Origin of the sequence: Kitasatospora arboriphila (assembly GCF_039528095.1) — a bacterium.
In the GTDB taxonomy this organism is placed as follows: Bacteria; Actinomycetota; Actinomycetes; order Streptomycetales; family Streptomycetaceae; genus Kitasatospora; species Kitasatospora arboriphila.
The window spans coordinates 1-11,892 of the sequence record NZ_BAAALD010000109.1 but is presented as its reverse complement, the minus strand read 5'-3'; the positions used below and the strand labels follow the sequence as shown (position 1 = coordinate 11,892).

Sequence of the window (11,892 nt, the reverse complement as noted above, 5' to 3'; positions counted from 1 at the left end):
CCCCCGCCCGCCGAGGACGACGGCGAGTGGCGGCTCGCCGAGGCGCTCGCCGCGGCGATGCCCGCCGAACTGCCCGCCGGGCCGCTGGTGGTGTACCTCACCGACCTGCCGCGCACCGACGAGCTCGCCGTCTACGCCGGGCTCGGCGCCGCCGTCGTGGTGGTGCCGTTCGCCGAACTGCCCGAGCCGCTGCGCCGGGCGGCGGCCGCCGCCGGGGTCCGGCTGGTCGACTGGGAGCGCGGCAACGCCTACCCCGGGCCGCGCCCGCAGTGGCGGCCGGCCGGCGAGTCCGACGGCCTCGCCGCCTACGTGCGCGAGGACCGGGTCCGGCTGGTGCCGGCCGACGGCACCGCCGCCGCCCTCGTCGCCGCCGAACTCCTCTGCCGCAGCACCCCGGAGCGGTACCGCGAGGTCCGGCGGCACGGCCGGTGGATCGAGCTGCGCCCCGCCGCCGACCCGGCGCGGGCCGCGGCCGACCTGCTCGCCGACCCGGCCGCCGCCCGACCCGCCGCCGCACCGCGATGACCGCCGCGACGACGGCCGGGCCGGGTGCCGGGACGACCCGGGCGGTCTCCCGCGCCGAGGGCCTCGCCCTCGGCGCGGGCGACGGCCTGCTGATCGACACCTGCCAGGCCGCACCCGCCTCGATGCGCCGGTTCGCCACCATGAACCCCTTCCACCGCGACCGCCGCTGGCGGATCCCGGTGCCCGGCACCGCGCAGACCTCCCAGTCGCTGGAGAACGTCTGGCAGGCGCTCAAACTCGTCGACGGCCGCACCGACCTGAGCCTGCTCGCCCGGCCCGCCGAGAAGCGGCCGCCGGACCACCTGCGCGGCCCCGGCTTCGACTACGCGGCCTCCACGGTCAGCTTCGCCGGGCGCCCCACCGACCTGGTGACCGCCCGCTACCTGGTCTACCTGCCCGCTTACCTGCACGTCCTGGACCGGCTGGTGCCCGACGCCGTCGTCGCCGAGATCACCGGCGCCCTCGCCGCCGGCCGCGACGCCGTCTTCTACGACTGGGACGACAACCACGACATCGAGGACCCGCGCACCTCGTACAGCCACTCGGCGATCCTCGCCGCCTGGTTCGGCGGGCGGATCGAGGAGCTCGCCGACCGGCGGGCGGCCTGGCTCGCCGCCCGCCCGGGGTGCGCCGCCCCCTGCGGCCCGCCGCCGCTGCCCCTGACCCGCTACCGGCGGATCCACCGCCGCTGAAAGGCCGTCAGCCATGCATCTTCCCCGAGGAATAGCCGGCCCGCTCTACTGGCAGGAGCAGCGCCTGCGCGGCCGCGGCTCCGTCCGCGAGCGCCTGGAGTGGCTCCGTGCCAACCAGGAGCGCACCCCGGCCGAGATCGCCGAGCTGCAGTTCGACAAGCTCCGCGCCACTGTCCGGCACGCCTACCGGACCGTCCCGTACTACCGGCGGATCATGGACGAGCGCGGGCTGCGGGACCTGGATTCCCCGGCCGACCTGCGCAAGCTCCCGGTGCTCAGCCGCGACGTGCTGCTCCGCGAGCAGGACGCCCTGCTCTCCTCGGAGGCCGACCGGGCCACCCTGCAGACCAACTTCTCCTCCGGTTCCACCGGCCGCCGCGCCCAGTTCCAGCAGGACGCCGACTTCCGGCTGTGGATGCGCGCCCACCAGCTGCGCACCTACGAGTGGTGCAGCGGCTGGCAGTTGGGCGACCCGTTCGTCCTGCTGTGGGGCTCCGAGATCTACTGGTCGTTCAAGCAGCTCACCGACCGGGCCGAGAACCTGCTCACCAACCGGCGGGAGTTCAACACCTTCCGGCTGTCCCCGCAGCTGATCGACTCGGTGCTCGACCGGCTGGTCCGCTTCCGGCCGGCCCTGGTCAGCACCTACTCCAACGCCATGCACCTGATCGCCAAGGAGGCCGAGCGCCGCCAGGTCCGGATCCCCGGCCTGCGCGCCGTCCAGGGCACCTCCGAACCGCTGCCGCCCGCCCTGCGGGAGACCATCGGCCGGGTGCTCGACTGCGACGTCTACGACAAGTACGGGATGCGGGAGACCAACATCGTGTCGCACGAACAGCCCGGCGGCGGGCCGATGCTGATCCAGTCCGAGAACGTCTTCGTCGAGTTCCTCGACGAGAACGGCGACCCCTGCGAGGACGGGCAGACCGGCCGGCTCGTCCTCACCACCCTCAACAACCGCTCCATGCCGCTGATCCGCTACGAGACCAGCGACCTCGCGGCGCCGCTGCCGCACACCTCCGCGCTGCCCTACCCGTGCATGACCCCGGTCGCCGGTCGCCTCCAGGACCTCATCGTCACCCCGTCCGGCGACCACATCGACGCCTACCTGTTCTCGTACCTGTTCATGCGCTTCCCCGAGGTGCACTGGTTCCAGGTGGTGCAGAGCGAGCCGGACCGCCTGCAGATCAAGGTCTACACGCCGGAGGGTCTGCGCAAGGGCACCGCCACCGAACTCACCGAGCGCATCCGGCACCACACCGGCTACCCGTTCACCGTCGAGTTCGACAGCCTGACCCGCATGCCGGAGTCCTCCACCGGCAAGTTCCGCCTGTGCGTCTCCGAACTCGGCGCCGCGAGCACGGGCGGGGGTGCCCGTGCGACCGCCACGGCCTGACACCGCCCCGCTGCTGCCGCACCACGGCGAGGTGCTGCCCGAACCACCGCCTGTCCCGGCGCCCGCGCTGCCCTGGCACCCGCCGCACGACGGCACGCAGGTCCGGGCGCTGGTCGACACCCCGCTCCAGGACGGCGGCTTCGACCTCGGCCGGTTCGCCCGCTGGCTGCGCGAGGCCGACGTCCTCGACCAGGACCCGATCGAACTGCCCGGCGCCACCGTCACCCTGCCGCACGGCATGCGGCTGATCCGCCGCTTCGACGAGATCGCCATGCGCACCTACGAACGGCACGGCTACGAGCAGTACGACTACCCGATGCTCGTCCCCGACTCGGTGCTCGAACCCACCCGGCGGATCATGTCGCTGGAGGGCTCCCTGCTGTACGCCGGGGACGACGGCGACTGGGCCGCCGACCGGCGCCGCATGGTGCTCACCCCGACCGGCGAGGGCGCCGTCTACACCCACTGGGCGCGGATCGTCCGCTCCCGCCACGACCTGCCGCTGCGCACCTACCGCCGGGCCCGCTACTTCCGCCCGGCCCGCTCCGGCCGCAGCGTCTTCCGGGCGATCGAGGCCCCCGACATCTACGAGTTCCAGGCCTGCTACGCCGACGCCGAGCAGGCCCGCGAGGGCCTCGCCGACGCCGTCGCCATGGCGGACCGGCTCTGCACCGAGATGCACGTCCCGGTGCTGTGGTCCCGGCGGCCCCCGTGGACGAACAACACCGCCGTCTCCGAGACCACCATCGGCGGCGACGTGCCGCTGCCGCACGGCGGCACCCTGCAGACCGGCTGCCTCTACGGCCAGGGCAGCCGCTTCTCCGAGCTGTACGACGTCGGCTTCCGCGAAGGCGCCGAACGCCGGCACACCCACCACGTCACCGGCGCGCTCACCCGCCGCCTGGTGCTGACCCACCTGATGCTCGGCATGGACTCCGAGGGCGGACTGCTCGTCCACCCCGACCTCGCCCCCGTGCACGTGGCGCTCACCCTCACCACCGACGACGCCGAGCAGCAGGCCGAGGCCGGCCGGCTGGTCGACCTGCTCACCGCCCGCGGCCTGCGCTGCGAACTGCGGGCCGGTGAGGGCCGCACGGCCGCCGGCCGGCACCACCGCCGCTGGCGCCGCCAGGGCGTGCCGCTCCGGGTCTACCTGCAGCCGCGGCGGCGCCCCGGCGACCGGATCCGGGCCGTCGTGGTGCGCTGCGACACCCGCGAGGAGGCCGTGCTGCTGCCCGACGACCTCGGCTCGCTGGCCGCCCTGCTGCCCGCCGCCGTCGCCGAGGTCGGCGCCGGCTACCTGCGGCGGGCCCGCGGCTTCGCCCGCCGCCAGTGCCGGCCCGTCGACCGCGCCGACACCGCCCGCGAGGTGCTCGCGGAGCGCGGCGTCGCCGTCGCCCCGCTCGCCGACACCCGGGAGAGCGTGCTGGAGGTCGCCGGCTGGGGACTCGGCGAGGTGCTCGGCTTCCGCGAGGCCTCCGAGGCCGCGCCCTGCGCCGTCACCGGGCGGCCCACCACCTCCGTCGCCTACATCTCGCCGCGGACGTGACCGCCCCGCCCCGCCCCGGCGGCCCGCCCCCGCTGCGGGTCGTCGTGGTCACCGGAGCCCCCGGTGCCGGCAAGACCGAGGTCGGCCGCCGGCTGGTCCGCCGCTACCGCGGCCCCGCCGCGCTGATCGACACCGACACCGCCGCCGACGTCTACCCCTGGCGCGCCGACGAGCGCCAGTACGCGCTGATCGACCGCAACCTGCGCGCCCTGCTCGCCTCCTACCGGGAGTGGGGCGCCGAGGTCGTCGTGGTCAGCGGCGTCATGCTGCCCGGACGCACCCTCGACCGCTTCGCCGACCTGCTCGCCGACCCGGACCTGGAGTGGGTCTTCTACGGCCTGCGGGCCGGCCCCGGGCAGCTCGCCGCCCGCATCCGCGGCGACCACAAGATGCAGGAGGCCGACGGCCGGCTCGCCTGGGGCCACCTCGACGCGGAGGTGCCGGGCGTCCCCGGGGTGCGGCTGGTCGACACCGACCGCCTGACCCTGGACGGCGTGGTCGACGCCATCGCCGCCCGGGACGTCGCCGACCTGGCTCCCCGGGCGGTCGCCCCGCCGGTGCCCGCGCCCTCCGTGTCCGCCTCTCCGGTGCCCGGCGCGCCGACCCGGCGGGTCACCGCCGAGGAGGCCGCCGCGGTCTGCCGGGCGGCCCTCGCCGGGGCGGGCTTCCCGGCCCGGACGGCCGCCGCGACCGCGGACGACCTGGTCGCCGCCGAACTCACCGGGCGGCCCTCGCACGGCCTGCTGCGGGTGCCCGAGTACCTGGCGGAGGCGGCGGCCGGACGGCTCGCCCCGGCGGCCCGGCCCCGGGTCCGCCGCACCGGCCCGACCACCTCGCTGCTGCTCGGCGCCGACGCCCCCGGCGCCGAGGTCCGCCGCCGCCTGGTGGCGGAGCTCTCCCGCGCCGCGGACCTCGGCCCGGTCGTGGTCGGGCTGCGCGGCGCCGGGCACCTCGGCGGCCTCGCCCCGCTCGGCCGGGAGGTCGCCGAGCGCGGGCTCGTCCTGCTCGGCTTCGTCAACTTCCGCGGCGCCGGCGCCCGGGTCGCCCCGGCCGGCGGCACCGCCGGGGTGTGGGCGACCAACCCCGTCCTGCTGGCCTGCCCCGCCCCGCCCGGTCCGCCGCTGGTGGTCGACATGAGCACCAGCGCCGCCGCCGAGGGCGCCGTCCGCTCGGCCCTGCTGGCCGGCCGGCCCGTCCCGCCGGACCTGCTGACCGGGCCGGACGGCCGGCCCGTCACCGACCCCGCGCTGCTCTACACCGAGCCGGCGCTGGCCGCGCTGCTCCTGCTCGGCGGCGCCGCCGAGCACAAGGGCCACGCGCTGGCCGCCCTGGTCGAGGTGCTGGCCGGCGCGGTCGCCGGGGCCGGGCACGCCGCGAGGCCCCGGGGTGCGGGCAACGGCGGCCTGTTCGTGGCCTTCCCGGTGGACGCGCTGGGCCGCTCCGCGGCGGCCGTCGGCCGGGAGGCGGCCCGGCTGGAGGCGCACCTGCGGGCCGTCCCGACCGTCCGCGGCCGGCCCGCCGCACGGCTGCCCGGCCGCGCCCCGGCCGGGCCCGCCGGCACCCCGGACACCCTCACCGTGCCCGCCGCGCTCTGGGCGGAGCTGTGCGCCCTGGCGGGGCGCCCGGAGACCCGACCGACCGACCCGCCGACCCGGAGGAGCCTGCCGTGACCGCACCCGAGACCCGCCGCCATCCGCTGTTCGACGGCTGGCCGCCGCTCGCCCGCCGCACCGGCCCGGACGGGCCCTCGCTCGGCCTCTTCCTGCTCAGCGGCAGCAGCATGGTGGCCGAGCTCTGCGGCACCCTGCCGCTGGACTTCACGGTGCTCGACCTGGAGGCCTCGCCGATGTCCAAGGGCGACCTGCTGCCGATGCTGCAGGCGCTGACCGGCTCCTCCTGCGCCCCGCTCGTCCGCGTCCCGTACCTGCACCGGCACCACATCGAGCACGCGCTGGACCTCGGCGCGGCCGGCGTCATGGTGCCCAAGGTCGACACCGTCGAGGAGGCGCGGGCCGCGGCCGACGCGTGCCGCTACCCGCCGTTCGGCACCCGCGGCGTCAACCCGGCGCGCGCCTCCGGCTGGTTCCACGACCTGCCCGGCTACCTGGCGGACGCGGCGAAGCGCACCACCTGCCTGGTGCAGATCGAGTCGCCGGAGGCGGTGGCCGCCGCCGACGCCATCGCGGCGGTGCCGGGCGTCGACGGCCTCTTCGTCGGCACCGGCGACCTGGCCTGCTCGCTCGGACAGCCCGGCGTGGTGAGCGGCCCGGCGATGGACCGGGCCCGGGCGGCCGTCCTCGCCGCGGCCCGCCGGCACGGCCGGCTCGCCGGGATCTTCGCCGGCGGGCCGGAGCAGGCCCGGCAGTACGCCGCCGAGGGCTTCGACCTGATCGCGGTCGGCAACGAGCTGGCACTGCTGCGGGAGACCCTGCGGCACGCCCTCGACGGCCTGCGCGGCGCCTGACCGGGCGGGTGCCTCCCGACCGTCCGCGCCCACCCCGCCTGCCGGATCCAGTAGCGTTCACCTCGGCCGCACCGGTGCCGCGGCAGCCGGCCGGCGGGCGTCCGAGTCCGGCCCCGCGCACCGCCGGGGCGGAGGACGGAGGCCGGCCCGGGTGTCACGGCGCCCTCCACCGGACAGTTCTGACACCCAGACAGGAAAGACGGACAGATATGCGCTGGTCCCAGATGTACACCCCGACGCTGCGCGAGGACCCGGCCGACGCCGACGCGGCGAGCCACCGGCTGCTGGTCCGTGCCGGGTTCGTCCGCCAGCTGATGGCCGGCCACTACTCGCTGCTGCCGCTGGCCGTCCGGGTGCGGTCGAAGGTCGTCGGGATCGTGCGCGAGGAGATGGACCGGATCGGCTCGCAGGAGTGGCTGCTCCCGGCGATGCACCCGGCGGAGATCTGGCAGAAGTCCGGCCGCTGGGAGGTCATGGGCGACGAGATGTTCCGCGTCAAGGACCGCAAGGGCGCCGACATCGCCCTCGGCATGACGCACGAGGAGATCTTCACCACCCTCGCCGACGAGCTCGCCTCGTACCGGCAGCTGCCGCAGATGTGGTACCAGTTCCAGACCAAGTTCCGCGACGAGCCGCGGCCGAAGTCGGGCCTGCTGCGGGTGCGCGAGTTCACCATGAAGGACTCGTACAGCTTCGACCTCGACCAGGCCGGGCTGGACCGCTCCTTCGACCTGCACCACGAGGCGTACACCCGGATCTTCGCCCGCCTCGGCGTGCCCGCGATCCCGGTGCAGGCCTCCAGCGGTGCCATGGGCGGCTCCGCCTCGGTCGAGTTCATGTCGCCGACCGAGGCCGGCGAGGACCTGGTCGTGCACTGCACCGCCTGCCGCTACGCCGCCAACATGGAGAAGGCCGCGGCCGCCCTGCCGGCCGTCGAGGACCCGGAGGGCCCCGCCGCCCCCGAGCCCTTCGACACCCCGGAGGCCCGCACCATCGAGGAGCTGGCGTCCAAGCACGGCGTGCCCGCCGACCGCCAGATCAAGACCCTGGTCTACGTGCTGGACGGCGCCCTCACCCTGGTGCTGATGCGCGGCGACCACGCCCTGGTCGAGCAGAAGCTCCTGGACGCCACCGCGGCCCGCGCCGTGCGTCCGGCGACCCCCGAGGAGATCAAGGAGGCGCTCGGCGCCGCCCCGGGCAGCCTGGGCGCCGTCGGCGTCGAGGGCATCCCGGTCTGGGCGGACGAGGCGCTGCGCGGCCGCCGTTCGATGACCACCGGTGCCAACCGGGACGGCGTCCACCTGAGCGGCGTCGACGTCGCCCGGGACATCACCGCCACCGGCTGGGCGGACTTCCGCGAGATCTCGGCCGGCGAGCCCTGCGCGACCTGCGGCGAGCCGCTGCAGGTGGTGCGCACCGTCGAGGTCGGCCACATCTTCAAGCTGGGCTACAAGTACACCGACGCGCTGGACATCACCGTGCTCGGCCCGGACGGCGAGCGGGTCAAGCCGATCATGGGCAGCTACGGCATCGGCGTCGAGCGCGCGATCGCCGCGGTGGTCGAGGCGCACCACGACGAGAAGGGCATCGTCTGGCCGGTGTCGGTCGCCCCGTTCGAGGTCGTGATCGTGCCGATCGGCAAGGCGGACGAGGACACCACCAAGGTCGTCGAGGGCCTCTACGGGGACCTGCGCGAGGCCGGCGTGGACACCGTCCTCGACGACCGGGACGAGCGCCCGGGCGTGAAGTTCGCCGACTGCGAGCTGGTCGGCATCCCGTACCGGATCACCGTCGGCCCGCGCGGTCTGAAGGAGGGCGTGGTCGAGGTCGTCGACCGGGCCTCCGGCGAGACCGTGCAGGTGCCGGTGGCGGACGCGGTCGGTCATGTGGCCGGCCTGGTCGCCGCCGCCCGCCGCGGCTGATCCCGTCCGCGGTACGCACACCGCACGCACACCGCCCCCGGCACCTGCACGGTGCCGGGGGCGGTCCCGTTGCCGGGCCGGGTCACTCGCGGCGGCCCGCGGGCAGCGGTACGCCCTGGGCCGGGGTGCCGGCCGCGGTGTCCGGGGAGTCCGGGGCGGCGAGTGCGGCGGCCACCGGCCCGGCCAGGCCGTCCCGCTCCAGCCGGGCGAGCGCCGGCCCGGCCAGCGAGGCGCGCAGCCGGCCGGTCAGCGCCTCCGCGGTGGCCTCGCGGACGGCGAGGCCGTCGCGCAGGGCCTCCGGCACGGCGGTGCCGTCCAGTACCGTCCGGTGGTGGGCGGTCCGCTCCTCGGGGAGGAGCAGGCCGAGCCGGGCGGACTCCTGCGCGGCGAGCACGTCGCAGAGCGCGGCCCGCAGCACGGCGGGCCGGTGCTCCGCGAGGTGCCGGTAGACCTCCGCGGGCCCGGCGCCGAGCCGCTCGTGCAGCTCGCGTTCGGCGCGCTGCTGCCGGACGACCGTGAGCAGCTTCTCCCAGTAGTAGGTGGGTTCCAGTGCGAAGTCGACGACCGGCGGCTCCAGACCGGCGTCGATCAGCCCGGCGACGTGCCGCAGCACGGCGAGGGCGTCCGCGCGCTTGGCGTCCGGCCGGTGCTCCCGGACGTACCCGCGCAGCGCCGCCGTCTCCTCCTCCGCGACGCCGAGGGCCTTCGCGTCGGCGTACAGCCGGCCCCAGGAGCGGTCCGGGTAGAAGCGCCGCTTGGCGGCGTCCACCAGCAGGTCGTGGGTGGCGGCGGTGACCGCGCCCGCGGCGAGCGCGGCCGCCAGCCCGGCGCGGAGGTTGGCCATCGCCTCGGAGAGCGGTACGTACCCGTCCTCCGCAGGGGCGTGCACGATGGTGACCTCGTCGTCGTCCTGGTACTCGCCGGAGGCGAACCGCTCGTAGATCCCGCCGACGCCCTCCATCCCGAAGGCGGCGAGTTCGGCGGCGCGCAGTGCGCCCATGCTGGCGGCGCCGAAGACCCGCACGCCGCGCTCCAGGGCGAAGAGGATCTCCTTGTGCCAGACCGTCGGCACCTGCTCGAAGAGGCCGTCCACCAGGACGATCGCCTTCGGCGGCTCCCGGTCGAGCACCAGCTCGGTGACGTCGCCGCAGCTGACCGGCGGGTGGTACTGCGCGTCGAGGACGGCGCGGGCCTGCTCCACGGGCAGGCTGGGGCCGAGGAAGACGTGGACGGTCACCGGGTGGCCTCCTGGGCTCCGAGCAGCCGCCGCCGGGCCCGGCGGCCCGGCGTGTAGCCGATGAACAGGGAGTAGAACTCGAGGTCGGGCACGACGACCTTGGCGGTGGGGATGCCGATCTCCGGCTTGGTGAGGTCGACGGCGACGACGTTCTCGATGCCGGCGGCGGAGAGCCGCTCCAGCACGGCGCGCAGGTCCTCGTTGAGGGTGGGGTGGTCGATGCCGCGGCCGGTGTCGAAGGGCAGGGTGCCGGGGGCGGCGAAGAACACCTCGCGGGTGCGGGCCAGGGTCCGTGCGTCGTTCTGAGCCTTGTACATGGTGCGGAAGTTCTCGTCCCGGCTGGCCGCGATGACGGTGATCCGGCTCTGCGCGGCCTCGGTGAGCGCGCGGGAGAGGGCGACCTCGGGGGAGGTGTGGGTGCCGTAGCCCCAGCAGGCGCCGAAGGACCGCCAGGCGACCCGGTCGGCGCGCTCCACCACGCAGCACTGGTAGGTGGGGATGCCGGTGTCGCAGGTGACGTCCCAGACGGCGACCTCGATGCCGCCCTCCTCGAAGGCGTCCAGCACCCCGCGGCAGACCGGGTCGGTGACGGTGCCGAGGTCGAGCTTGGTCCGTGCGACGTCGGCGGCCGTGCGGACGCCCTGCCACCACATGGTCAGCGCGTCGCGTTCGACGAGTTCGCAGATGCCGTGGATGACGGCCTCGACCAGGTTGTTCCCGGAGGCCAGGCCGTTGGAGCTGACCCGGAAGGTGGTCGCCGCGTAGTCGATGCCCACCTTGTTCAGCCGGACGTTGTCGTACGGCAGCCAGAGCGGCGACCCGGCGAGCAGGTCGAAGCCCTCCGTCCACAGCATCGGCAGGTCGGTGCGGAGTCCGGCGCGGGCCGGGGTCTCCCGGGAGCCCTCGCCGACGGTGTCGAGGCCGCCGCGCAGCGGCAGCCGCGAGACGTCCAGGACGGGCTGCCGGCGGGCGAGTTCGCGGTACGACTCGTGCCGCAGCGAGCCCTCGAAGAACTCGGCGTGCCAGTACTCGATCGACTCCATCAGGGCGGACACCCGGGCGGCGTCGTGCGTCGCCCCCTTGCCCTGGGAGACGGACAGCGAACGGGAGTTGGGGCGGATCGCGTTGTAGACCGGGATGCCCAGCCAGTCCAGGCCGGTCATGTTGGCCAGCCGGGTGATGCCCATCCGGGCCATCCGTCCGCCGTAGTCGGCCAGGGTGTCGGCGGGGGCCCGGGAGCGGTGGGTGCCGTCTCGGTGGTCCTTGTCCCAGCGGGTCGTCAGGGCGTCCAGCACGGCCGGCCTGCCTTTCGTGGTGTCGTGCGGGTGGATCGGTCGTCGGTGAGCGGGAGTTGGTGGACGGAGAACTCGCCGTCGGCGACCAGCGCGACGGCGATCCGGCGCAGCCCGGGGGCGCCGTCCCGCGGCAGCGGCACGGTGACCTCCCGTGCGCCGGGGGCGAGTTCGGCGACCGGCAGGGCCGCCTCGGGGTGGCCGCCGATCGGCTGCCGGGCCGCGGTGTACCGGCCCCCGGCGGCGAGCGGCCGGGCGAGGTGCAGGGTGAGCGTGTCCGGGCCGAGCACGGCGCGGGGCGGTTCGCCGCCGGGCGGCAGGGTGTGGGCGGAGCCGCAGCGCTCGCAGACGTACAGGGCGAGGGCGCCGGCGGGCAGGTCGCGCGGCACGATGCGCAGCCGCAGCAGGCGGTGGCCGCAGTGGTGCGGCAGACCGGTGCGCTCCTCGGGGCTGTAGCCGACCGAGCCGCTGAGGTAGTCGTGCACGTCGGGGCCGCGGCGGGCGAGCGTGGCGCCGAGGAACGCGCAGAGCAGACGGTCGAGTTCGCCGTCCGGGGCCGGGGCCGGGGCCGGGTCCGGCCGGAGCGCGGCGGCGGCGAGGCGGTCGGCGAGGGCGAGGTCGGCGCCCGGGCGGTCGCCGGCGGCCACGGCGCTGCGGACGATCCGGGACTGCACCAGCCGCCGGGCGGCGCGGGGGTCGTCCGGCATCGGCACCGGGCCCGGCGGGGCGGCGGGGGGGGGGGGGGGGGGGGGGGGGGGGGGCCGGGGGGGGGGGGGGGGGGGGGGGGGGGGGGGGGGGGGGGGGGGGGGGGGGGG

At 76.1% G+C, this 11,892-nt stretch carries 10 protein-coding genes; 7 read left to right on the top strand and 3 right to left on the bottom strand.

Translation table 11 applies throughout. The features are described 5' to 3' along the window. The 7 genes from ABD353_RS34180 to ABD353_RS34150 form a co-directional block, all read left to right on the top strand. A partial coding sequence (locus ABD353_RS34180; RefSeq protein ID WP_344627594.1) for a hypothetical protein occupies positions 1–525 on the top strand: 525 nt, incomplete at its 5' end. Beyond that, positions 522–1,217, top strand: coding sequence for a DUF6939 family protein (locus ABD353_RS34175; RefSeq protein ID WP_344627593.1), 696 nt, complete (start codon positions 522–524; stop codon positions 1,215–1,217). The genes ABD353_RS34180 and ABD353_RS34175, both read left to right, overlap by 4 nt. Positions 1,218–1,230: 13 nt before the next feature. Next, complete coding sequence (locus ABD353_RS34170; protein ID WP_344627592.1) at positions 1,231–2,613, top strand: phenylacetate--CoA ligase family protein; 1,383 nt, start codon at positions 1,231–1,233, stop codon at positions 2,611–2,613. Continuing rightward, positions 2,594–4,162 (top strand): hypothetical protein, encoded by a 1,569-nt coding sequence (locus ABD353_RS34165; RefSeq protein ID WP_344627591.1) that lies wholly within the window; start codon positions 2,594–2,596, stop codon positions 4,160–4,162. Before ABD353_RS34170 ends, ABD353_RS34165 begins: the two co-directional genes overlap by 20 nt. Then, the gene (locus ABD353_RS34160; protein ID WP_344627590.1) at positions 4,159–5,832 is read left to right on the top strand and encodes an Ldh family oxidoreductase; all 1,674 of its coding nucleotides are present in this window, start codon (positions 4,159–4,161) and stop codon (positions 5,830–5,832) included. Before ABD353_RS34165 ends, ABD353_RS34160 begins: the two co-directional genes overlap by 4 nt. After that, positions 5,829–6,626 carry an HpcH/HpaI aldolase family protein gene (locus ABD353_RS34155; protein WP_344627589.1) on the top strand — a complete coding sequence of 266 codons (798 nt, stop codon included), beginning with the start codon at positions 5,829–5,831 and terminating at the stop codon, positions 6,624–6,626. The genes ABD353_RS34160 and ABD353_RS34155 overlap by 4 nt, the downstream gene beginning before the upstream one ends. A gap of 209 nt (positions 6,627–6,835) precedes the next feature. Further along, positions 6,836–8,548, top strand: a complete 1,713-nt coding sequence (locus ABD353_RS34150; RefSeq protein WP_344627588.1) for a proline--tRNA ligase — start codon at positions 6,836–6,838, stop codon at positions 8,546–8,548. 82 nt (positions 8,549–8,630) lie between these two features. On the opposite strand, the gene ABD353_RS34145 is transcribed toward ABD353_RS34150, so the two are convergent. The 3 genes from ABD353_RS34145 to ABD353_RS34135 are packed head-to-tail and all read right to left on the bottom strand — an operon-like array spanning position 8,631 to position 11,784. Beyond that, positions 8,631–9,785: a TfuA-like protein gene (locus ABD353_RS34145; protein WP_344627587.1), complete on the bottom strand. Its 1,155-nt coding sequence runs from the start codon at positions 9,783–9,785 to the stop codon at positions 8,631–8,633. Next, on the bottom strand, positions 9,782–11,080 hold the full coding sequence (locus tag ABD353_RS34140; protein ID WP_344627586.1) for a YcaO-like family protein: 1,299 nt from the start codon (positions 11,078–11,080) through the stop codon (positions 9,782–9,784). Before ABD353_RS34140 ends, ABD353_RS34145 begins: the two co-directional genes overlap by 4 nt. After that, positions 11,065–11,784, bottom strand: coding sequence for a hypothetical protein (locus ABD353_RS34135; protein ID WP_344627585.1), 720 nt, complete (start codon positions 11,782–11,784; stop codon positions 11,065–11,067). Before ABD353_RS34135 ends, ABD353_RS34140 begins: the two co-directional genes overlap by 16 nt. Positions 11,785–11,892: the final 108 nt, after the last annotated feature.